Raw genomic sequence first — 21,578 nt, 5'->3', positions numbered from 1 at the left:
GGGGAGGTCGGCGCAACGCGCCGGGTGGGGGCTCTCTCCACATCGGGACCCTCGCCCGCGGAGATACCCCCTCCCCAACCCTCCCCCGCAAGCGGGAGAGAGGGCGCACCTTCGTCGGGGTTTGCATCGGACGAAACCTCATTGGTTCAGCCCTCCAGCCGCACGCGCGGATCGATCACGCCGTAGAGAATGTCGATCACCAGGTTGAGCAGCACGTACATGACCGCCATGGTCAGCACGAAACCCTGCACCGGGGCGAAGTCCGACGAGATCAGCGCTTCCACCGCATAGGAGCCGATGCCGGGCCAGGCGAAGACCTTCTCGACCAGCACGTTGGCGCCAAGCAGGAACGAGAACACCATGCTGAGCGTGGTGATCACCGGCAGCATGGCATTGCGGAATGCGTAGGTCACGATCACGGTGGCCGGCGACAGGCCGCTGGCACGCGCGGTGCGGACGAATTCGCTGGCCAGCACCGCCAGCATCGAGGCGCGCGTCATGCGTGCGATGGGCGCCAGCGAGAAGATCGCGAGCGTCGTCGCCGGCAGGATCAGCTGGCTCAGCGCCGAACGGAACGCCTCGAGATCGCGTGCGATCAGGGTGTCGATCAGATAAAAGCCGGTGACCGTCGGCGGCGCGCTGTAGAACACATCGAGACGGCCGAGTGGCGCGGGCGACCAGCCGAGGCGGAAGTAGAAGACGTAGACCAGTACGAGGCCGGTGAAGAACACGGGCAGCGACACGCCCGCCGTCGTCGTGACACGGCAGAGATGGTCGACCCACGAGCCCGGCCGCGTGGCTGCCAGCACGCCGAGCGGGATGGCGATCGCGATCGAGACGAAAAGGCCGAGCAGGGTCAACTCGGCGGAGGCCGGCAGGCGATTTCGGATTTCCGCAGCCACGGGCTGGCCCGTCGTCAGCGAGTTGCCGAAATCGCCGTGAGCGAGATCATTGGTGTAGCGGAAGAACTGCTCGATCAGCGGCTTGTCGAGACCGAGCTTCTTGCGGATCTGCTCCACCGCCTCCTTGGTCGCGGCGGGGCCGGCGAAGTACGCCGCGGGGTCGCCCGGCAATGCGCGCGTCAGCAGGAAGGTGACGATGACGACGCCGATCAGCGAAGGAATCGCGAACATCAGGCGCTTGCCGATCATGGTCAGCATGGGGCTCGCTCCGCTCGCGCGAATGGCGAATAGCGAATGGCGAGTGGATTTTCACCGCCGACAGCCTGCATTCGCCACCCCCTGTTCGCTACTCGCCACTCACCATTCGCACCGCTCACCCCTTCGCCATCGCGCGATAGTCCAGGCGTCGGTGGAACCAGTATTGATAGCCGCTGATGTTCTTCTGCATCGCGACGTTGACGAAGGGCTGGTACAGCGGGATGCGCGGGATGTCGCTGAACGCGAGATCGACGAAGCCCTTCACGTCCTTGTCGTAGGTCGCCGTGTCGCCGGTTGAAGCGGCGGTGCGCGCGCCGTCGATCAGCTTGTCCATCTCCGCCGACTTGTAGCTCATGGTGTTGAAGACGGAATTGTTGCCGTGATAGCACCAGTAGAAGAAGTATTCGGGGTAATCGAGCCAGCCCGAGAACACGTTGGTGAAGAGCGGCATCTCCTTCTTGTTCAATTCGGTGCGCCAGTTGGCGCCGGGCACCTTGTTGATGGTGGCCTTGATGCCGAGCTGGGCGAGCGATTCCTGCACGAGGATGCAGAGCGGCTCGTTGACGCCGGCAAAATTGAGGTCGAACGAGATCGTGGTCTCGAACCCGTTGGCGTAGCCGGCCTCTGCCAGCAGCGCCTTCGCCTTCTCCATGTCGGTGTTGTATTTGTGCGGCTGCGGCCAGGCGACTTCGGTCGCCTTGTCCTTGGGCGCTCCGAACATGGGATTGCCCAGGCCGAACAGCACGGCATCCATGATCTTCTGGTACGGCATCGCATAGGCCATCGCCTGCCGGACCTTGGGATTGTCGAACGGCGGCTTGGTCACGTTCATGCCGATATACTGGATGCCGTTCGAGAACGGCAGCGACACCACGTTGAGCTTGCCGCTCGCCTTCATCTCCTGGAAATCCTTGAACGGCAGCTCATAGGAGATGTCGGCGTCGCCGCGCTCGAGCAGCGCGCGGCGGTTGCCGGCCTGCGGCACCATGCGCCAGATCACGCGCTTGATCTTGGGCAAGGGACCGCCGACCCAATCGTCGTTGCGCTCCATGACCACTTCGGTGCCGGCGGTCCACTTCACCACCTTGTAGGCGCCGGAGCCGGCGGTCTGCTGTTTCGTGAACTCGAGGCCCCAGGGGTCCTTCTCGCTGGCGTTCTTCTTCACCAGCTCCGAGTTGACGATGCAGGGCACGATGACGGCGAGATCGGGAATCGTGAGCCTGTCCTTCTTCAGGAAGTCGACACGCACCGTATGATCGTCGATCACGACGAACTGCTCCGGCTTGGTCAGCGAACCCGCGCTCATCTGGAAGGTCGGGAAGCCGCCGACGCTGACGGCGCGGTCCAGCGACCACTTGACGTCCTTGGCCGTGACCGGCGTGCCGTCGTGGAACTTGGCTTTCTTCTTCAGCTTGAAGGTGACCGACATGTCGTCGATCTTGAAGTCTTCGGCCAGCTCGCCCTTGAACTTGTCGCGGTCGTAATAGGGCACGCCGCCGGGGCCGCTCTTCATCTCGTGGCTGATCAGGCGGTCGTAGCAATTCCAGGACACCTCGTAGCCGGGCACGTTGGTGCCGATGCCATGGATGTCGAGATTGTTGGGACCGCCCTCCGAGACGATCAGCAGCGTCTCCGAGCGGGCATCGGCCTTGGCGCCGGAGATCACGGACGGCATGGCCGGAAGCGCCGCGCCAGCGGCCAAACCGGAAACGGACTTGAGGAAATCGCGGCGCTTCATGAAATCGCTCCACCAGAAAGGATTTTGGTGGAACCGGATTCGCAAGGTTCGTGCCAGAGCTTAATCAGAGCTTAATATTTACTTAACTTATTGATTTCTCGTAAGTTATTGAATTTTCGTTGATGGGCTCGAAAGCCGACGTATCGCGCCAATTGCATACAAAGAATGGCATTTGCATAAAAATTAGGCTGACACGGATGGAAGCTCATTTGAAAGGCGGCAACACACGGCGCTTCCCTTGGGAGCCGTGCCGTAGCGGGCCCGGCTGTCATTCCGGGGCGCACGGCACCAAGCCCCGAAATCATCGGGCTGCAGGATGCGCGCGAAAATGGGTTCCGGGCTCGCCGCTCAGCGGCGTCCCGGAACGACAGGAGGTGGAGCGAGCGCGCTCACTCCGCCCAGATCAGATCCTGCAACTCGACCAGGTCCGCCGCCCTCTCCTGCCAGCCCTCGATGCAGATGTGGCTATTGAGGTCGCTGGCGCGGTGCAGCAGCATCAAGGCCATCAAGCGGCGCTTGAGCGCGAAATCCAGCTTCGTGTAGCCAAAGCCTTCGAGCAGGCTGCGCACCCTGCCCGGCCGGCCCGCCGCCATGAAGGCGCTGGGGCCGAGCAGGTCGTAGTCGCGCCACCCCGCGAGCACGTCGCCGAAGTCGAACAGGCCTTGGAGCGACCATTCCCCGTCATCGCAGGCAAGCAGGAAGTTCTCCGGAATGTATTCGCCGGTCAGGATCACCGGCGGCGCATCCATCGGAATGAGGCGCGCCGCGTCGCACAGGAGATCGTCGAGGCCGGCGAGGAATTTCGGTGCAAGGCCGAGACGCGCGTGCCTGGCGCGGCAACCCTGGATCTGCCGGCGCATGAATTCGTCCCAGCGCGGCTCGATCTGCGCGAGTTCTCCAAGAGGGGCGCGCTGCACGGACGCGATGGTCTCGCCGATCTGGCGCAGCACGCGCTCCTTCTGGTCTTCCGGCAAATGCGGCCAGACCTCCGAGCCGAGCGTGCCGGCAAGGCGCGTGATGATCAGATAAGGCCAGCCGTCGCGCACGCCTTCGGCGACGATCTCAGGGATCGGCAGAGGCAAACGGCCGGCGAGCTGCGTCAGCGAGCCGCGCTCGGAGACGAATTGGGCGCGGAGCAGCGGCGGGAAGATCTTCACGACTAGGCGATCACCGAGGCCCACGACGAGATTGGTGCCGGTTACGAACACGTGCGGAGTGCTGACATCGAGACCATGGCTGCGCGCGATGTCGATCGCGATCGGCAGCCATCGAGACGAATCGGAGCGGAAGGCGCGGAAGCTTTCGGCGTCGGTGAGGTTTGACAGTGTCATCGGGTTACATTCTGGAAACCGTATCTTTGCGGCCATCCTTCGAGACGCCCGCTTTGCGGGCTCCTCAGGATGAGGAGCTGTTTGCGCAGCGGCATTTGACAGGCACTGGTGCTGCTGAGCCTCATCCTGAGGAGCCCGCCGGAGGCGGGCGTCTCGAAGGACGAGGCGCGCACTCCGACCACTCCTACCGCTCGGGACTTGCGCGCTCGAACTGGCGCAGTAGCTTGTTGCCGCGTTCGACGGCGGAATCCAGCGCTGCCTGCGCGCTCTTCTGGCCGGCGAAGGCCTGCTCCAGCTCATCCTCGATCGCGCCGCGGATCAGGACGAAGGAGCCGAGCCGGATGCCTTTGGAGCTCTCCGTCGGCGGATGCAGCGTGACCTGCTCGAAGGAGATCGCCGAGCCCGGATTGCGCGCGTAGAAACCTTGCGAGCGCGTCAGCTCGAAGGCGGCGCGGGTCACAGGCAGATAGCCGGTGTTCTGGTGCCAGGCGGCCTGCACGCCGGGCTGCGACAGATAGGCGAAGAACCGCGCCACGCCCTTGTACTCCTGGCGGGGCCGGTCGCGCAGCACCCACAGCGTGGCGCCGCCGATGATCGAATTCTGCGGCGCGCCCTTCACGTCCGGCCAATAGGGCATCATGCCGTAGCCGATCTCGAACTTCGAATTGGCCTTGATGTCGGCACGCGTCGCCGAGGAGCCGATGAAGATTCCGCATTCTCCGTTCTGGAAGCGTGGCTCGGCCGATTGGCCGCGGCCGCTGTAGTCGAACAGCTTGGTCTTCTGCCACTCCGCAAGTTGGGCGATGTGCTTGACGAGGAGCGGATTGTTGACGGTCAATTCCGCATCCAGCCCGGCAAAGCCGTTGGCCCGCGTTGCCAGGGCCGAATTGTGGAAGGCGGAAAAATTCTCGACATGAATCCAGGACGGCCAGGACGTCGTGAAGCCGCAGGCGGCGCCACGGTCGCGCAGGCGTTTCGCGGCCGCCCCCAATTCCGGCCAGGTCTTCGGCGGCACCTCCGGATCGAGGCCCGCATCCCGGAACATGGTCTTGTTGTAGTAGAGGATCGGCGTCGACGAATTGAACGGGAAGGACAGCAGATTGCCGGCCGCATCGGTGTAATAGCCGGAGACCGCGGGCAGGTAATCGCCCAGCGAAAACGGTTCGCCCTGGTCCCGCATCAGGCTGTACACCGGATAGATCGCGCCCTTGGCCGCGGTCATGGTCGCGGTGGCAACCTCGTTGACCTGGACGATCGCCGGCTGGCTGCGCGAGCGGAAGGCGAAAATCGCGGCCGTCACCGTCTCGGTGTAATTGCCCTTGTAGGCAGGCACGATCCGGTAGTCGGACTGCGAGGCATTGAAGTCGGAGGCGAGCTTTTCCAGTTGCCGCCCGAGCTCGCCGGACATGGCGTGCCACCACGCAATGTCGGTGGCGGCACGCGCAGGCGCGGCCAATGAGAGAGCCGCAACGGCGGCGACGAGCTGCAAAAGGCGCAGTGCTGACATCACGATGGCTCTTCCCTTGCCGCCCGCCGGACGGCGGCTGCCTTGCTTAAGGCGCGGCATTGGCGGTTTCAATCGGGAACAACCGGCAGCCGCGCCGCACAATCGACCGGCGGAACCAGCGGGATGGCCTCCCCTGACCATCTGCGAGAGCCCGTTCCGATCGGAACGGGCTCTAAATTCCTAATTTGACGCGTTTTCTTTACGCGAGCCGGTATCTACTTCGCTTGAAAACACTCTAGATTGCATTGAACCTTTTCCTTCCGACATAGACTCCACCACCGAGGGGTTGAGTGTGCCAGTGCTGAACCGTGCCGAACTCTCGCGGACCGGGGTGATCTTCGTCGCGCTTCTGTTTGCCGTCTGGACGACGGGCGCCGTTGCGCGCGAGTTTCGCGCCGCCGATACCCAGGCCGAGGACTACCCGACCGTCCAGGCGCTGCGCTACATGGGCGCCTTGATCGCCGAGCGAACCGGCGGCCGGCACGAGATCAAGGTGTTCCACTCCCGTCAGCTCGGCGAGGAAAAGGAGACCATCGAGCAGACCCGGGCCGGCGCGATCGACCTCAACCGGACCAATGTGGCGCTGATCGGCAATTTCGTTCCGGCGATGAACGTGCTCGCGATGCCGTTCCTGTTCCGGTCCATCGAGCACATGCAGAAGGTGCTGGACGGACCGATCGGCGGCGAGATCCTCGGCAGCTTCGAACCCTATGGCTTCGTCGGGCTCGCCTTCTACGATTCCGGGGCGCGATCGATCTACAACAGGGTCCGCCCGGTGCGAAGCGTCGCGGATCTCAGCGGATTGCGGATCCGGGTGCAGCAGTCGGAGTTGATGAGCCAGATGATCCGCTCGCTCGGCGCCGAACCGGTCGAGCTGCCTTACGGGCAGGTGCTGACCGGGCTTGCCAACCATCTGATCGACGGCGCCGAGAACAACTGGCCATCCTTCGTGACGACGGACCATTACAAGCATGCCGGTCACTACACGCTCACCGGGCACACGATGAGCCCGGAGGTGCTGGTGATCTCGCTCAAGGCCTGGAAAAGCCTGTCGGCGGAGGAGCAGATGATCTTCAGGGAGGCCGCCCAGCGCTCCAGCGGGTTCATGCGCGAGAAGTGGCGCGACCTCGAGGAACGGTCGCAGCGCGAGGCGCAGGAAGCGGGCGTGACCATCATCAAGGACATCGACCGCAAGCCGTTCGAGGAGGCGATGACCGCAATCTACGCCAAGGCCGGACGCGACCCCGCCGCGGCCGCGCTGATCGAACGCATTCGCAAGGTGGAGTAAGGCCGGTTGGCTGCGCTTGGACATAGCGGACACGCGGACAGGCCGCCCGGCCCGATGGGCCAGCTGCGCGCGCGACTTGTCGGCATGCTGCGGGCGGTGCCGATCCGCTGGCGCATCCTGTCGATCGCCGCGCTGAACTCCGCCGTGGTCGTGGTGCTGGTGGCGATGATCTGGAACGGCGCGCAGGTGCTGGGCTCGGCCTGGGACGACGTCCGCCAGGTGCGCGAATCCGACCGGATCCTGGCGCTGCTCGAAACCGAGACCGGGCGGCTGCAGAACCTGATCCATCGCTACATCAACCAGCCGAGCCCGGACCTGTTCGCCGAGATCCTGCTGCTGCGCGAGGCGGTGCTGGGCACGCTGACGAACCGCGCCGCCAAGGACCCGATGCTATCGGGCTCGGTCGAGGAGCTGGAGCGCTCCACCGACCGCTTCCTCAACGGCTTCGGCGAGCTGCGCAGCGTGCAGGCGACGATCGCGAAAACCTATGAGGAGCAGGTGCAGGGCCCGGCCAAGGACATGGCCGGCCTCTATTCCATTATCGAAGGCGCCACCGGCCACCGCGACGCGCTGATCTGGCCGTCGCTCGGCAAGTCCCGCGAGGCTTTCACCGCGATGCTGGTGGCGGCCAATTCCTATTATCTGTCGCTGTCACAGGGCGCGGCCGACGACGCGCGCCGCAATACCGAGACGATCGAGAAGACCATCCCGGTCATGATCGATCTCGCCGACAACGACCTGCAGAAGATGGCCCTGCGGCGGCTCGCGGCCCGTACCACGGCGCTGCGGGAGGGCTTCGCAAGGCTCTCCGAGCAGCTTGCGAGCCGCACCGAGCTGCTCCGCAACACCATCGACGCCAGCCAGGCCGAGGCGATCGGCGCCATCGACGACCTCTCGACCAAGATGCGCCAACGGGAGCAGAAGGCGCAGGAGACCTTCGACCGCACGCTGGCCGACATTTCCCGGCGCGTGCTGTCGATCGCGGTGATCTTCCTCGGCATCATCCTGACCGCCGGCGTCTTGATCGCGCTGTCGATCCGCCTGCCCCTGCAACAGATCCTGGCGGCGATGCGCGCGATCACGCTCGGCGACCTCGACCGCGAGGTGCAGGGCACGAAGGCGCGCGACGAGGTCGGCGCCATGGCGCGCGCGGTGGAGGTGTTCCGCGAGAACGCCATCGCCAAGCGCCAGACCGAGGACGAGCTGCGGGCATCCAAGGAGAAGGCCGAGAGCGCACTGCTCGAGCTCAACGCCGCGCAGCAGAACCTGATCGACGCCGAACGTCTGGCGGCGCTCGGCGGCCTGGTTGCCGGTGTGGCGCACGAGGTCAACAACCCGATCGGCATCAGCCTGACGGTGGCCTCGAGCTTTGCCCGGCGCACCGAGATCTTCGAGGCCCAGCTCAAGGGCGAGGGTGGCTTGCGCCGGTCGCAACTGGAGGAGTTCGTCCAGTCCTCCCGCGACGCCTCGCAGCAGCTCGTCGCCAACCTCCAGCGCGCCGGCGAGCTGATTCAGTCGTTCAAGCAGGTCGCGGTCGACCGCTCGCACACCGAGCGGCGGCAATTCTCGCTCAGCGAAGCCACCGACCAGATCATCGCCAGCCTGCGCCCGGTGCTGAAGCGCTCGCCGATCACGCTTAAGGTCGACGTGCCCGAGGGGCTGCTGCTCGACGGCTATCCCGGCTCCTACGGCCAGATCCTGACCAATCTGTTCCTCAATGCCGCCAACCACGCCTTCGCCGATGGCCGGGCCGGCACGATCGCGATCTCGGCGCGGCCGCGCGGGGCCGACGACATCGAGATCAGCTTCGCCGACGACGGAGCCGGCATGACCCCGGACGTGCAGCGCCAGGCCTTTGACCCTTTCTTTACCACCCGGCGGAATGAAGGCGGCACGGGACTTGGCCTGCATATCGTCTATAACCTCGTCACCCAACAGCTCGGCGGCCGCATGATGCTGGAATCCAAGCTGGGACAAGGCACTACTTTTCGCATTATCATGCCCCGCGTCGCCAAGGGCGGCGCGCAAAGCACAGAAAGTGACGGATCTTCGCAATGGCCGAACAGGACGATGTCCTCCACCTGATCGACGATACCGGTACCGCGTCGGAGGATGCCAACGCCCGGAAATGGAAGATCGCCGTCATCGACGACGATCCGGCCGTGCATGACGGCACGCGCTTTGCGCTCTCGGATTACAGCTTGAACGGCCAGAGCCTGGAGATCCTGTCGGCCTATTCCGCGGCGGAAGGCCGCAAGCTGATGGCCGAGCACAGCGACATCGCCGCCGTGCTGCTCGACGTCATCATGGAGACCGATGTCGCAGGCCTCGAGCTGGTCGAGTTCATCCGCAACGAGATCAGGAACGAGACCGTGCGCATCATCCTGCGCACCGGCCAGCCCGGCCAGGCGCCCGAACGGCGCGTGATCGTGCAGTACGACATCAACGACTACAAGGCCAAGACCGAGCTGACTGCCGACAAGCTGTTCACCTCGCTGACCGCGGCGCTGCGCTCCTATCAGCAGCTCGAGCGCATGGTGCAGACGCGGCGCGGGCTGGAGATCATCATCGACGCCGCCTCGACGCTGTACGATTTCAAGTCGATGCAACGCCTCGCCGAGGGCGTGCTGACCCAGCTCGCCTCGCTGCTCAACGTCGATTGCGCCGGCATCCTGGTCTTGCGCGACAATGGCGGCATCGACCCCGAGCTCTCCGTGCTCGCCGGCAGCGGCTGCTACAGCCGCTTCATCGGCACCACCACGTCGAAGGCGCTCGACCCCGACCTGCGCGAGATGGTCGAGGCGGCCTTCCAGCGCCGCAAGAACGAATTCGCCGACCAGCGCAGCGTGATCTATTTGCGCACCGGAAGCGGCCGCGAGGTCGTGGTGCTGCTCCAGGCCGAGCGCGAGCTGTCGGAGACCGATCGCTCGCTGGTCGAGATCTTCTCCAGCCGGCTGTCGATCGCCTTCGACAACGTGATCCTCTATCAGCAGCTGCAGGACGCCAACACCCAGCTGGAAGACCGCGTCGCCCAGCGCACCCGCGCGCTGATGCAGGCCAACCGTCGGCTCTCTGCGCAATGGCTGCGGCTGCAGCGCGCCAACGGCTTCAAGAACGAGATTCTGGGCACCGTCGCGCATGACCTCAAGAATCCGCTCGGGGTCATTCTCGGCCGCACCGAGATGCTGAAGGAGCTGATCTCGACCGGCGCCTCGGAAAGCGGCGTGGTCGCCCAGGTCGATCACATCCGCGATGCGACGAAGCGGCTGACCACGATGGTCGATCATCTGATCTCCGATGCGATGGCCGATGCCTTCGACATCACGATCCGCCGCGAGCCGGTCGACGTGGCGGCCCTGGTCAAGGAGGTCGCCGAGGCCAACCAGCCGCTCGCCGTCAACAAGCAGCAGGCGATCAGCGTCACCGCGCCGCCCAACATCGTCACGATGTGTGATACCGACCGCATCCGCGAGGCGATCGACAATCTCATCAGCAACGCCATCAAATACTCGCCGATGGGCGGCAAGATCGACGTGGCCGTCACCCATGAAGGCAGCGACACCGTCGTCCGCGTCAGCGACGAGGGCGCCGGCCTGTCGCCGGAGGATCTCGGCCGCTTGTTCGGCCGGTTCCAGCGGCTCTCGGCAAAACCGACCGCCGGCGAGAGCTCGACGGGGCTTGGGTTGTCCATCGTCAAGCGTATCATCGACATGCATGGCGGCGAGGTGACCGCCGACAGCGACGGCCCCGGCAAGGGATCGACCTTCACCATCACCCTCCCCGCGACTGAAACGCCGTGATGGAAAGCCCATGACCCAAAGCCAGCACATCATGATCGTCGACGACGAGGCCCCGGCCCGGGAGATGGTCGGCGATTACCTCAAGATGCACGGCTTCACCGTGACGCTGTGCGACGGCGGCAAGAGCTTGCGCGCCGCGATCCAAGGCAGCATGCCCGATCTGGTCGTGCTCGACCTCAACATGCCCGCGGAAGACGGGCTCTCGATCATTCGCGACCTCAAGAGCCGCATCAACGTGCCCGTCATCATGCTCACGGCGACCGCGAGCCCGATCGACCGTGTCGTCGGGCTCGAGCTCGGCGCCGACGATTACGTGGCAAAGCCGTGCGAACTGCGCGAGCTGATGGCACGCATCCGGTCGGTGCTGCGGCGGAGCGCTCCGGCCAAGGCCGCGGCGCCCGACGCGTCGGCGGCGAAATCCGACAAGGACCAGTTGGTGCGCTTCGGCACCAAATGGCTCGATCTCGAAGCGCAGGCCTTGCGCGACGACGAGGGCAACGAGCATCCGCTGACTGCCTCCGAGTTCGGGCTCCTGAAGGTGTTCGCGGCCAATCCGAAGCGCGTGCTGTCGCGCGAGCGCCTGTTGGAATTGGCCAATGCGCGCGACGCCGAGGCTTTCGACCGCGCCGTCGATCTCCGCATCATGCGCATCCGCCGCAAGATCGAGCCCGATCCGGCAAAGCCGGCCGTGATCCGCACAATCCGCGGCGGCGGCTATCTGTTCTCACCGGCGGGCGAGAAGGCGTAGAGGCGCGGCACCCGCCGTCGCCCTGGACGAGCGAAGCAACAATTTCGAGTCTTCGCTGGACCCTTTGGCGAGGGGGGCCCGGGTTCGCTTCGCGCTCCGGGACGACAGGAGGATGTTTGGCGCGACCAAACGCAAAGGCCGGGAAGACGTTCCCGGCTGCTCAGGGCGCCACCAAATTCACGACCCCGTATTTTCCGCACGTTGAAATACCACGCTTTTTTGTCCTGAATGTTTCGTCGCGGCGTTGGCGACGAAACAATTTGGCGGCGCACGAAACCATTTTCCCCTTTTCGTGCAGACGTCCCGAAACGTTGGCTCATTAACACTTCGATCCAAGGAAACGCCGCTCGGTTGCGGCGCTACGGGGAGCCAAGTCCATGCCTAACGTCATCGCCATCAACGCCCAAGCCAGCCAGAGCATCGTTGCCGCTCAGGCGACCTCGGACGACATGCTCCTCGAAAGCATTGCGGACGGCAACCGCACGGCCATGCACATCCTCTATTGCCGGCATAATGTACGCGTGTACCGCTTCATCCTGCGCATCGTGCGCGACGCCACCACGGCGGAAGACCTGGTCAGCCAGGTTTTCCTGGACGTGTGGCGGACCGCCGGCCAGTTCCAGGGCCGCTCGCAGGTCTCGACCTGGCTGCTTTCGATCGCCCGCTTCAAGGCGCTGACCGCGATGCGCCAGCGCCGCTTCGAGGACATCGACCAGGAAGACGTGCGCCAGATTGCCGATGATTGCGAGACGCCGGAGACCTCGCTCGACCGCAGTGACACCAGCGCCATCTTGCGCGCCTGCGTGCAGAAGCTGTCGCCGGCGCATCGGGAGATCATCAACCTCGTCTACTACCACGAGAAGTCGGTGGAGGAGGTCGGCCAGATCATCGGCATCCCCCAGAGCACGGTGAAGACGCGGATGTTCTACGCCCGCAAGCAGCTCGCCGATTTGCTTAAGGGTGCCGGCGTCGATCGTTTCGCAGCCTAAATTCAATTCATTCAACGGGATAGGACCAGATCTCAGGTCCCATCCGGGGACACGGAAGCGTTACCGCCGACGAAACAATTGAAACGAAGCACAACATCAGGCGGAAAAACTTCCCTCCTATAACGCCCACATACGGTTTTGCTTAAACCTCCCAAGGACCTCCAACGACCCGGACGGGATGCCCCCCTTCCGGGTCGTTTTGTACTTGGCGGCGGGCTGACGCGGCGGGCGAGGGTTCTTTCCTCTGGGGGAGTGTCCCGTTGCGGAAGCACCCTCTCCCCAGCCCTCGTCCGCAAGCCAGCGGGGGAGGGAGCGCAGCGTCGTCCTGATAGGCACTCAACCCGTCACGAAGGCGTGACGCTTCGTAACGAGCCCCGCATCCGTTCCGAACTGCCCTCGTGACCTCCTTCACGAGTGCCCCATGCTCGAACTTCTCTTCGCCGTCCTTGCCGGCATGCTCACCATCGCCGCGCCCTGCACGCTGCCGATGCTGCCGATCCTGCTCGGCGCCTCGATCGGACGCGCGGGGCACTTGCGCCCTGCGATGATCGCGCTCGGCTTCGTCATGTCTTTCTCCGCGACCGCGCTGGTGCTTGGCGCGATCACGCGCCTGTTCGACTTCGATCCGAACGTGCTGCGCGAAGCCGCATCCATCCTTTTGCTCGGCTTCGGCCTCTTGATGCTGTGGCCGACACCGTTCGAATGGTTGTCGATGCGGCTCAATGGTTGGCTCGATCTCGGCAATTCCGGCGCCACACAGCGCGCGGGCACGCTCGGCGGGCTCGTGCTCGGCACTACGCTCGGCTTGGTGTGGACGCCCTGCGCCGGCCCGGTGCTCGGCTCCATCCTGACGCTGGTGGCGACCTCGCAGAACCTTGCCTGGGCCGGCACGCTGCTGGTCGGCTACGCCATCGGCGCGGCCATCCCGATGCTGGCGATCGCCTATGGCGGACAGGCCGCGACCACGCGCGTGCGCAGCCTCGCGCGCATCTCGCCGCGGCTCCAGCAGGGCTTTGGCGTGGTCGTGATCGGCTTCGCGGTCGCCGCCTATTTCCAATACGACACGCTGATCGTGGCGTGGCTGACCCGCTTCTATCCCACCGGCCAGATCGGCCTGTGATCATCGCCCGTCTCAACCGGAGGACCCCGCCAATGAGTTTCAAATTGCTGACCGTCTCGGCCGCATTGATCGGCATGGCCGTAACCGGCGCCGTGATCCCCGGCATCTGCAACGAGGCCGCACGCGCCGCACCTGTCATGACCACTGCCGCGGCCCGGCAGACCGCGCCCGACTTCACCGGCATCAACAACTGGTTCAACTCGAAACCGCTGAGCATGACCGAACTCCGCGGCAAGGTCGTGCTGGTCGACTTCTGGACCTATGGCTGCGTCAACTGCGTCAACACGCTGCCGCACGTCACCGACCTCTATGCCAAGTACAGGGACAAAGGCCTGGTCGTCGTCGGCGTACACACGCCCGAATTCCCGTTCGAGCGCTCCGCCTCCAATGTGCAGGCCGCGCTGAAGCGCCATGGCATCACCTATCCGGTGGCGCAGGACAATGATTCCAGGACCTGGAACGCCTACCGCAACCGGTATTGGCCGGCGCAATACATCATCGACCAGACCGGCAACATCGTGTTTCAGCACGAAGGCGAAGGCAGCTACGACGAGATCGAGCGCACCGTGGCGCGGCTGCTGAATGCGAATAGCTGATGTCGCACAGGTTAGACAAAGAGTCCTATAGGACAAGAGCCCCGCGTGGGCCATCATGCGCAGGCTGGGCGCTATGGCATAGCTAAGCAGCCAGATCGGCGTCCCCGCAGCCTACATCTTGTTGCGTTGTGACGGGAGCGCCGATGCTATCGAACCTTGATCCCATCGTGCTCGCGCGAGCGCAATTTGCCTTCACGATGTCGTTCCACATCGTGTTTCCCGCGTTCTCGATCGGGCTTGCAAGTTATCTTGCTGTGCTGGAAGCCCTCTGGCTGTGGACCGGCCGCGAGGTATTCCTCAACCTGTTCCACTATTGGCTGAAGATCTTCGCGATCGCGTTCGGCATGGGCGTGGTGTCGGGCATCGTGATGTCCTACCAGTTCGGAACCAACTGGTCGGTGTTCGCCGACAAAACCGGACCGGTCATCGGTCCGTTAATGGCCTACGAGGTGCTGACCGCGTTCTTCCTCGAGGCAGGCTTCCTCGGTGTCATGCTGTTCGGTCTCGAACGCGTCGGCCCGCGGCTGCATTTCGTCGCGACGCTGATGGTCGCGATCGGCACGCTGATTTCGGCGTTCTGGATTCTCTCCGCCAATTCGTGGATGCAGACCCCGGCCGGCTACGCAATCAACCCCGACGGGCAGTTCGTGGTCGCCGACTGGTTCAAGGTGATCTTCAATCCGTCCTTCCCCTACCGGCTCGTACATATGGTGCTCGCCGCCTACCTCACGACGTCTCTCGTGGTCGGCGCGGTCGGCGCGTATCACCTGCTGCGCGACCCGCATCTTGCCGGCCCCCGGGTGATGTTCTCGATGGCGATGTGGATGGCGGCCCTGATCGCGCCGATCCAGATCCTGGCCGGCGACCAGCACGGCCTCAACACGCTGGAGCATCAACCGTCGAAGGTCATGGCGATGGAAGGGCATTACCAGAGCCACAAGGACGGTGCGCCGCTGATTCTGTTCGGCCTGCCCGATCAGGAGGCCGGCCGGGTCAAATACGCGATCGAGATACCGAAGCTGTCTTCGCTCATCCTCAAGCATTCCCTCGATGCGCCGCTGGCGGGACTTGATACCGTGCCGCGTGAAAACTGGCCGCCGGTACTGATCACGTTCTGGTCGTTCCGCATCATGGTCGGGCTCGGCTTCCTGATCTTCGCGCTCGGGCTGTTCAGCCTGTGGACACGATGGCGCGGCACCTTGTTCGACTCCCGGCCGTTGCACATCTTCGCGCTGACGATGGGACCTGCGGGTTTCATCGCGGTGCTCGCGGGCTGGATCACCACAGAGACCGGCCGGCAGCCTTTCACGGTCTACGGCCTGTTGCGAACCGCGGACGCCGTCTCTCCCCTGGCCGCGCCCGCGGTGGGCTCGTCACTGCTGGCCTTCGTCGTCGTCTATTTCATCGTGTTCGCGGCGGGCGCCATCTACATTCTGCGCCTGATGGCGGCCTCGCCCCATCACGGCGAGGAAGGGCCGCGCGGCGACATGCCGGCGCGCGCCGCCGGCATCACACCGGCCTCGGGCGTTGCGGGACGGGGGGCGCTGCCATGATTGCCGCCGTCGACCTTGCCACCGTCTGGGCCTTCATCATCGCCTTCGCGGTATTCGTCTATGTCGTGATGGACGGCTTCGATCTCGGTCTAGGCATGCTGTTTCCCTTGTTTCCCGCCAAGGCCGACCGCGACGTGATGATGAACAGCGTGGCGCCGGTCTGGGATGGCAACGAGACCTGGCTGGTGCTGGGCGGCGGCGGCCTGATGGCGGCCTTTCCGCTCGCCTATGCGGTGCTGATGCCGGCGCTCTATACGCCCATGATCGCCATGCTGATCGGACTGGTCTTCCGCGGTGTCGCCTTCGAATTCCGCTGGCGCACCACCGCAGCACGAAACCGCTGGGACATTGCCTTTGCCTTGGGATCGCTGCTGGCGACGCTGGCGCAAGGCGTTGCTCTCGGAGCCATCCTGCAAGGTGTGCATGTCGAGGGGCGGCATTATGCCGGCGGCTGGTGGGACTGGCTGACGCCGTTCAGCCTGCTGACGGGAGTTGCCCTGATGATTGGCTATTCTTTGCTGGGCGCCACCTGGCTCATTATGAAGACCGAGGGCGCGCTGCGCGAGAAGGCCTACCGGCTGAGCCGGGGTCTGCTGTTCGCGATGCTTGCAGCGATCGCACTGGTCAGCATCGCCACGCCGTTTCTCAGCATTCAATACGCGCAGCGTTGGTTCGCCTGGCCGAACGTCGCCCTGGTCGCGCCGGTGCCGATCGCGGTCGCCGCCGTCACCGCACTCCTGATCCGCAGCCTCGCGCAAAAGCAGGACTCCCGGCCGTTCTTTCTCGCACTGGCATTGTTCGCGCTGTCCTATGCCGGGCTGGGTATCAGCATGTATCCCTTCATCGTGCCGCAGAGCATTACGATCTGGCAGGCGGCTGCGCCGCAGAACAGCCAGATCTTCATGCTCGTCGGCGTGGCCGGACTGTTGCCGCTCATTCTCGGCTACACCGGCTGGGCCTACTGGGTCTTCCGCGGCAAGGTCAGGGCCGGGAGCGGCTATCACTGATGCCGCGCAAAGCAGAGGCAAGGCCGCTGGGGCGACGGCTGATATGGTTCGCCGTTCTCTGGCTCGGCGGCGTGGGCGCCGTCACCGTGATTTCGTTCGGTCTCAGACTGTGGCTTGCGCCGAAATGATCGGCCCGGCCCCCCGAGCGGAACCTCGTTGTCCGCTGCTCAACGCCGACAACTGATGCTGGATGAAGCGGGCTCCGATGCTGCTTGACTCCACGGACCCGTCCGTGGAGTTTCGCGACCGACGAAAATCAGCCGCCCGCAATGGACGACGCAACCACCAGCCCCGACATCCGACTTCGTGAAGGCTCCTCGATCGCGCAGCGGCTGGTCGTGGCCGGCTCTGCGGCTGCCGTCGCGCTGTGCTTCACGCCCGGCCTGTTCACCCACGACACGCTGGAAGTGATCATCTCCGTGACCGCGCTCCTCGTGGGGGCGGGGTTCGTCGTCGGCATCATGATGGCCCCGGCGGTGGTGTGGATCATCACACCGGACGAGATCCTGATCGGACAGCAGCGTCCGTTCGGAAAACTCCGCACACGGGTCGTTCCGAAAGACGACGTCACGGGACTACAGGTTCCCGGCAGCAAGAGGGTGAAAGCGCGGTTTCAATTCGTCTTCACGCTCGCTTCGGGTGAGCGCCTGACGTCCCCACCGATCTCCGAAGTCACTCATGTGCATGACATGGTGGCCCGGATCGCCACCCAGTTTGACGTTCCCAACGTCGCGCCCCCCGTCAATCCGCTCGATGCCAGCAATCCCGAGATGCAGCTTGGCGAACCGCTCGAGCCGTTTCCCGTCAGGGACATCCGGATCGTTGCGTTGATCGCCGTCGCATTGTGCGCCGTTCCCTACGCCTACAAGCTCTGGCGCGGCCTGCCGCCGGGCCCGGTCGACATCGCGCTGTTGCCTGCCGGCGCAATCGCGGCGTTCTTCGTCTACAGATATGCCAACCTCGTCACAGGCGCCTTCTGGATCATCCGGCAGTCCGACATTCGCGTCGAACGCCTGTGGGGCGACGGCAGCTTGCGCGCCGACCATATCGAGGGGCATGAGGTGAAATCGATCACGGTCGAGCGTCGCGGCCGTTCGGAGGACGAGCATTGCATCGTGGTGATCCGGTTGCACGCGGGGCGGCGATTTCGCAGCCCCCGTGTCGGGTCGCGGGCCGAAGCGCGCGCCGTGGCCGCGGAGATCGTCCGCCGCCTGAAAATTGCGCCGGAGAGCAACAAGATCTAGCCCCATCCGGGGCGGGTTTTCGAACTCGATCTTTTGCGTGAACTCGGTCGGCCAAGCAGGCGGGAGAGGAGCGCAGTACCGCCTCGCCGCGACAATCTATGCTTTTCGCGCCATCCCCCGTTTGTGGCATTGCCAGGCACGCGTCAAAAAGCCAAGTATTCTCGTGAGATACTAGGGCGGCGCGCCATCAACTTGCCATGAACTTGCCCCTCAGGTTTGATGGTTCCTGATTGATTTGCGCTGTGGTAGCGGGGAGAGCTTTACATGACGAATTTTCGTCGCCTGACCGGGATGTTTGTGGCTGCGATCGGCCTGATTCTGTCCACGCCGCAGGCCTTCGCCCAGCAGCCCGACCGCGGCGATGAACCGGGCCTGGTCGCCGATGACGGCTACCAGCTCGAGCCGGAATGGCAGAAGCAGGTGGTTTACTTCCGCACCACCGAGCCGCCGGGCACGATCATCGTCTCGACGGCCGAACGTCACCTCTATCTGGTGCAGCCCGGCGGGCGCGCGATCCGCTATGGCATCGGCGTCGGCCGCGACGGCTTCCAGTGGCAAGGGCTGGTGACCATCACCAACAAGAAGGAATGGCCGGACTGGACGCCGCCGCCGGAGATGATCCAGCGCCAGCCCTATCTGCCGCGCTTCATGGCCGGCGGCCCCGGCAATCCGTTGGGGGCCCGCGCCATGTATCTCGGCACCACCGTCTACCGCATCCACGGCACCAATCGCCCAGACACGATCGGCACCAAGGTGTCTTCGGGCTGCTTCCGCCTCGTCAACAATGACGTTGCCGATCTCTATGATCGCGTTCCTGTTGGCACCAAGGTGGTCATCCGGCAGAAACCCGAGCTCTAAAGGTTATGGTTCGAGCATGATCTTTTCGGAGAGCCGCCTCGCGCTTTGCGCTCACGCGGCCCTCCGGATCCCGATCATGCTTCCCGTCCTCGCCTGATTCCTTTTTCCGACATTTCGAGAGAGCAACATGATGCGCACTTTTCGTGGCGGCCTGCTGATCGGGCTCGCCGTCGCCGTGCTGGTCGCCGTCCTGGCCATCATCTATGAATTCTACGACACCCGCACGCTGAAGCGCACCGTCCGCCGCGGCGAAGTGCTGTGCGGCGTCAACAAGGGCCTCCCGGGCTTCTCGATCCCGGACGACAAGGGCAACTGGACCGGCTTCGACGTCGACTTCTGCCGTGCGGTGGCCGCCGCGATCTTCAACGACCCGGGCAAGGCGAAGTTCGTTCCGCTCGACGCCAACGAGCGTTTCAAGGAGCTGCAGAGCCGCAAGGTCGACATCCTCTCGCGCAACACGACATGGAGCATGGCGCGCGAGCTCGACTACGACCTGTATTTTCCGGCCGTGGCCTACTACGACGGCGTCGGCTTCATGGTGCCGCGTTCGCGCAACAAGGAGACCTCGCTGGACCTGACCGACAGCAAGGTCTGCGTCCAGTCCGGGACCACGACGACACTCAATGTCGCCGATTACTTCCGCCTCAACAACATGAAGTATGAAGAGGTGAAGTTCGACAAGCTCGACGACGTCGTGAAGGCCTACGACACCGGCAAGTGCGACACACTCTCGGCCGACGTCTCGCAGCTTTATGCGCTGCGGCTGAACCTATCGAAATCGGGCGACCACATGATCCTGCCGGACATGATCTCCAAGGAGCCGCTCGCCCCGGTCGTGCGTCAGCGCGACGACGACTGGATGATGATCGTGAAGTGGACCTTGTACGCGATGATCAACGCCGAGGAGCTCGGCGTCACCTCCGAGAACATCGACGAGGCCCTGAAGTCGAAGAAGCCGGAAGTGATGCGCCTCGTCGGCACCGAAGGCCGTTACGGGGAGCAGCTCGGCCTCACCAAGGACTGGGCCGCCCGCATCATCCGTCACGTCGGCAATTACGGCGAGATGTACGACCGCAACATCGGCGAGAAGTCCAAGCTGAAGATCCCTCGCGGCATGAACCAGCTGTGGAATGCCGGCGGCGTGCAGTACGCACCGCCGATGCGGTAAGGGGGCGGTCTAACCTCTGTCATTGCGAGCGAAGCGAAGCAATCCAGAATCTTTCCAAGGCGACAGTCTGGATTGCTTCGTCGCCAGCGCTCCTCGCAATGACGAGATCGAGGCAAGCGGTTTCGACTCACTCGATGCCGTAGCCCGCATGAGCGAAGCGATATGCGGGGCCGCTGCCCGCGACACCCCCGGATGTCGCTACGCTCATCCGGGCTACACGCCCGCCTCAGCTCAATACCCCCGCGCCCTTGCGAGCTGCTCGGTGTGGTAGTTGGCATCGCCGAACAATTCTTCGCACACCCTTGCGCGCTTCATGAAGAAGCCGATGTCGAACTGGTCGGTCATGCCCATGCCGCCATGCATCTGCACGCCTTCCTGCACCGCGCGGGTGGCGGTGGTGCCGGCGCGGGCCTTGGCAACGGCGACGCTCGATGCAGCCTTGGCGACGTCGGCGTCCAGCGCCTGAAGCGCCTTCATCACGGCGGCGCGGGTGATCTCGATGTCGACATAGAGCTCGGCGGAGCGGTGCTGCAGCGCCTGGAATTCGCCGATCAGCTTGCCAAATTGCTTGCGGCTCTTCAGGTACTCGACGGTGCGGCCAAACACCTCCTCGCTGAGGCCGACCATCTCGGACGCGACCGCGCCGCGGCCGATATCGAGCACGCCTTCAAGCAGACTTGCGCCCTGATCGACCTCGCCGAGCACGCTGTCGGCATTGACCTCGACATTGGCGAAGTCGATCCGCGCTGCATTGTGCGCATCGACCATGACGGTGCGCTCGACCGCCACGCCCTTCGCCGCGGGATTCACCAGGAACAGCGTCAGGCCCTCGCGTTCGCCGGCGGAGCCCGCGGTGCGCGCAGCGACGATGAGAAGGTCGGCGACGTGTCCGTCGACCACCAGCGCCTTGGCACCACTGAGCCTGAAGCCGTTACCGGCGCGCACGGCCTGAAGGCTGGTCCGAAGCGGTCGATGCTTGGCGCCTTCGTCGATCGCGAGCGTCGCGAGCAGCGAGCCGCTCGCGATCTTCGGCAAGAATTCCGACTTCTGCGCGGCGTTGCCGCCGCGGTTCAATACGGAGGCCGCGACCACGCTGGTGGCGAGGAACGGCGAGGGCATCAGCGTGCGGCCGATCTCCTCCATCACAACTCCGGCTTCGACATAGCCGAGGCCGCTGCCGCCGAACTCTTCCGGCACCAGGAGGCCGGCAAAGCCCATCTCGGCGAAGGACTGCCAGAGCTCTTTCGAGAAACCGGCGCGATCCTTGCTGTCGCGCAAGTGTCGCAGGTGCGACACCGGCGCCTTGTCGCTGATCAGCCCACGCGCGCTATCGCGGAGCATCGATTGTTCTTCGGTGAGGACGAGGGCCATGTGCAAAGTCTCTGGTATCGCGTGAAATGCATATTGTTGGTGTCATTCCGGGGCGATGCGCAGCATCGAACCCGGAATCTCGAGGCTCCGGGTTCGGTCC

Annotated in this window: 17 protein-coding genes; 12 read left to right on the top strand and 5 right to left on the bottom strand. The window is 64.4% G+C overall.

Features of this window, described 5'->3' with window-relative positions:
* Nucleotides 1-146: 146 nt before the first annotated feature.
* The 4 genes from ACYCVF_RS19080 to ugpB form a co-directional block, all read right to left on the bottom strand.
* Nucleotides 147-1,160: an ABC transporter permease gene (locus tag ACYCVF_RS19080; protein ID WP_459598863.1), complete on the bottom strand. Its 1,014-nt coding sequence runs from the start codon at nucleotides 1,158-1,160 to the stop codon at nucleotides 147-149.
* Between the two features lie 115 nt (nucleotides 1,161-1,275).
* Entirely contained in the window at nucleotides 1,276-2,898 is a 1,623-nt protein-coding gene (locus ACYCVF_RS19075) for an ABC transporter substrate-binding protein (RefSeq protein WP_459598861.1), read from the bottom strand.
* 389 nt (nucleotides 2,899-3,287) lie between these two features.
* Nucleotides 3,288-4,229 carry an aminoglycoside phosphotransferase family protein gene (locus ACYCVF_RS19070; protein ID WP_459598859.1) on the bottom strand — a complete coding sequence of 314 codons (942 nt, stop codon included), beginning with the start codon at nucleotides 4,227-4,229 and terminating at the stop codon, nucleotides 3,288-3,290.
* A gap of 184 nt (nucleotides 4,230-4,413) precedes the next feature.
* Nucleotides 4,414-5,736 (bottom strand): sn-glycerol-3-phosphate ABC transporter substrate-binding protein UgpB, encoded by a 1,323-nt coding sequence (gene ugpB / locus ACYCVF_RS19065; protein ID WP_459598857.1) that lies wholly within the window; start codon nucleotides 5,734-5,736, stop codon nucleotides 4,414-4,416.
* A gap of 292 nt (nucleotides 5,737-6,028) precedes the next feature.
* Between ugpB and ACYCVF_RS19060 the strand changes: the two genes are divergently transcribed.
* The 12 genes from ACYCVF_RS19060 (at nucleotide 6,029) to ACYCVF_RS19005 (ending at nucleotide 20,107) form a co-directional block, all read left to right on the top strand.
* Nucleotides 6,029-7,024 (top strand): TRAP transporter substrate-binding protein, encoded by a 996-nt coding sequence (locus tag ACYCVF_RS19060; protein WP_459598855.1) that lies wholly within the window; start codon nucleotides 6,029-6,031, stop codon nucleotides 7,022-7,024.
* Between the two features lie 54 nt (nucleotides 7,025-7,078).
* Nucleotides 7,079-9,109 (top strand): sensor histidine kinase, encoded by a 2,031-nt coding sequence (locus ACYCVF_RS19055; RefSeq protein ID WP_459598853.1) that lies wholly within the window; start codon nucleotides 7,079-7,081, stop codon nucleotides 9,107-9,109.
* The gene (locus ACYCVF_RS19050) at nucleotides 9,079-10,824 is read left to right on the top strand and encodes an ATP-binding response regulator (RefSeq protein WP_459598851.1); all 1,746 of its coding nucleotides are present in this window, start codon (nucleotides 9,079-9,081) and stop codon (nucleotides 10,822-10,824) included. The genes ACYCVF_RS19055 and ACYCVF_RS19050 overlap by 31 nt, the downstream gene beginning before the upstream one ends.
* 10 nt (nucleotides 10,825-10,834) lie before the next feature.
* On the top strand, nucleotides 10,835-11,572 hold the full coding sequence (locus ACYCVF_RS19045) for a response regulator (protein ID WP_459598849.1): 738 nt from the start codon (nucleotides 10,835-10,837) through the stop codon (nucleotides 11,570-11,572).
* A 377-nt stretch (nucleotides 11,573-11,949) separates the two neighbouring features.
* A complete protein-coding gene (locus tag ACYCVF_RS19040; RefSeq protein ID WP_459598847.1) occupies nucleotides 11,950-12,561 on the top strand; it encodes a sigma-70 family RNA polymerase sigma factor in 612 nt (203 codons plus the stop codon).
* Nucleotides 12,562-12,982: 421 nt separating this feature from the next.
* Entirely contained in the window at nucleotides 12,983-13,681 is a 699-nt protein-coding gene (locus ACYCVF_RS19035) for a cytochrome c biogenesis CcdA family protein (RefSeq protein WP_459598845.1), read from the top strand.
* A gap of 32 nt (nucleotides 13,682-13,713) precedes the next feature.
* A complete protein-coding gene (locus ACYCVF_RS19030) occupies nucleotides 13,714-14,277 on the top strand; it encodes a thioredoxin family protein (RefSeq protein WP_459598843.1) in 564 nt (187 codons plus the stop codon).
* A gap of 143 nt (nucleotides 14,278-14,420) precedes the next feature.
* The gene (locus ACYCVF_RS19025; protein WP_459598841.1) at nucleotides 14,421-15,830 is read left to right on the top strand and encodes a cytochrome ubiquinol oxidase subunit I; all 1,410 of its coding nucleotides are present in this window, start codon (nucleotides 14,421-14,423) and stop codon (nucleotides 15,828-15,830) included.
* Nucleotides 15,827-16,837, top strand: a complete 1,011-nt coding sequence (gene cydB / locus ACYCVF_RS19020; protein ID WP_459598839.1) for a cytochrome d ubiquinol oxidase subunit II — start codon at nucleotides 15,827-15,829, stop codon at nucleotides 16,835-16,837. Before ACYCVF_RS19025 ends, cydB begins: the two co-directional genes overlap by 4 nt.
* 269 nt (nucleotides 16,838-17,106) lie before the next feature.
* Complete coding sequence (locus tag ACYCVF_RS19015) at nucleotides 17,107-18,081, top strand: hypothetical protein (protein WP_459598837.1); 975 nt, start codon at nucleotides 17,107-17,109, stop codon at nucleotides 18,079-18,081.
* Between the two features lie 264 nt (nucleotides 18,082-18,345).
* The gene (locus tag ACYCVF_RS19010) at nucleotides 18,346-18,939 is read left to right on the top strand and encodes a L,D-transpeptidase (protein WP_459598835.1); all 594 of its coding nucleotides are present in this window, start codon (nucleotides 18,346-18,348) and stop codon (nucleotides 18,937-18,939) included.
* Between the two features lie 130 nt (nucleotides 18,940-19,069).
* Nucleotides 19,070-20,107, top strand: coding sequence for an amino acid ABC transporter substrate-binding protein (locus ACYCVF_RS19005; RefSeq protein ID WP_459599680.1), 1,038 nt, complete (start codon nucleotides 19,070-19,072; stop codon nucleotides 20,105-20,107).
* Nucleotides 20,108-20,338: 231 nt separating this feature from the next.
* Here ACYCVF_RS19005 and ACYCVF_RS19000 read toward each other — a convergent pair whose 3' ends face one another.
* Nucleotides 20,339-21,478 carry an acyl-CoA dehydrogenase family protein gene (locus ACYCVF_RS19000; RefSeq protein WP_459598833.1) on the bottom strand — a complete coding sequence of 380 codons (1,140 nt, stop codon included), beginning with the start codon at nucleotides 21,476-21,478 and terminating at the stop codon, nucleotides 20,339-20,341.
* Nucleotides 21,479-21,578: the final 100 nt, after the last annotated feature.

It is taken from the genome of Bradyrhizobium cedriense, from assembly GCF_054602315.1.
This window is presented reverse-complemented; position numbering and strand designations above follow the sequence as displayed.

What these genes read in the sequence shown, in the direction of transcription:
- ACYCVF_RS19075 (WP_459598861.1), bottom strand. Translation starts at nt 2,898, where the DNA reads ATGAAGCGCCGCGATTTCCTCAAGTCCGTTTCCGGTTTGGCCGCTGGC.
- ugpB (WP_459598857.1), bottom strand. Translation starts at nt 5,736, where the DNA reads ATGTCAGCACTGCGCCTTTTGCAGCTCGTCGCCGCCGTTGCGGCTCTC.
- ACYCVF_RS19010 (WP_459598835.1), top strand. Translation starts at nt 18,346, where the DNA reads ATGACGAATTTTCGTCGCCTGACCGGGATGTTTGTGGCTGCGATCGGC.
- ACYCVF_RS19040 (WP_459598847.1), top strand. Translation starts at nt 11,950, where the DNA reads ATGCCTAACGTCATCGCCATCAACGCCCAAGCCAGCCAGAGCATCGTT.
- ACYCVF_RS19070 (WP_459598859.1), bottom strand. Translation starts at nt 4,229, where the DNA reads ATGACACTGTCAAACCTCACCGACGCCGAAAGCTTCCGCGCCTTCCGC.
- ACYCVF_RS19015 (WP_459598837.1), top strand. Translation starts at nt 17,107, where the DNA reads ATGGACGACGCAACCACCAGCCCCGACATCCGACTTCGTGAAGGCTCC.
- ACYCVF_RS19030 (WP_459598843.1), top strand. Translation starts at nt 13,714, where the DNA reads ATGAGTTTCAAATTGCTGACCGTCTCGGCCGCATTGATCGGCATGGCC.
- ACYCVF_RS19000 (WP_459598833.1), bottom strand. Translation starts at nt 21,478, where the DNA reads ATGGCCCTCGTCCTCACCGAAGAACAATCGATGCTCCGCGATAGCGCG.
- ACYCVF_RS19005 (WP_459599680.1), top strand. Translation starts at nt 19,070, where the DNA reads ATGCGCACTTTTCGTGGCGGCCTGCTGATCGGGCTCGCCGTCGCCGTG.
- cydB (WP_459598839.1), top strand. Translation starts at nt 15,827, where the DNA reads ATGATTGCCGCCGTCGACCTTGCCACCGTCTGGGCCTTCATCATCGCC.
- ACYCVF_RS19045 (WP_459598849.1), top strand. Translation starts at nt 10,835, where the DNA reads ATGACCCAAAGCCAGCACATCATGATCGTCGACGACGAGGCCCCGGCC.
- ACYCVF_RS19080 (WP_459598863.1), bottom strand. Translation starts at nt 1,160, where the DNA reads ATGCTGACCATGATCGGCAAGCGCCTGATGTTCGCGATTCCTTCGCTG.
- ACYCVF_RS19050 (WP_459598851.1), top strand. Translation starts at nt 9,079, where the DNA reads ATGGCCGAACAGGACGATGTCCTCCACCTGATCGACGATACCGGTACC.
- ACYCVF_RS19035 (WP_459598845.1), top strand. Translation starts at nt 12,983, where the DNA reads ATGCTCGAACTTCTCTTCGCCGTCCTTGCCGGCATGCTCACCATCGCC.
- ACYCVF_RS19055 (WP_459598853.1), top strand. Translation starts at nt 7,079, where the DNA reads ATGGGCCAGCTGCGCGCGCGACTTGTCGGCATGCTGCGGGCGGTGCCG.
- ACYCVF_RS19025 (WP_459598841.1), top strand. Translation starts at nt 14,421, where the DNA reads ATGCTATCGAACCTTGATCCCATCGTGCTCGCGCGAGCGCAATTTGCC.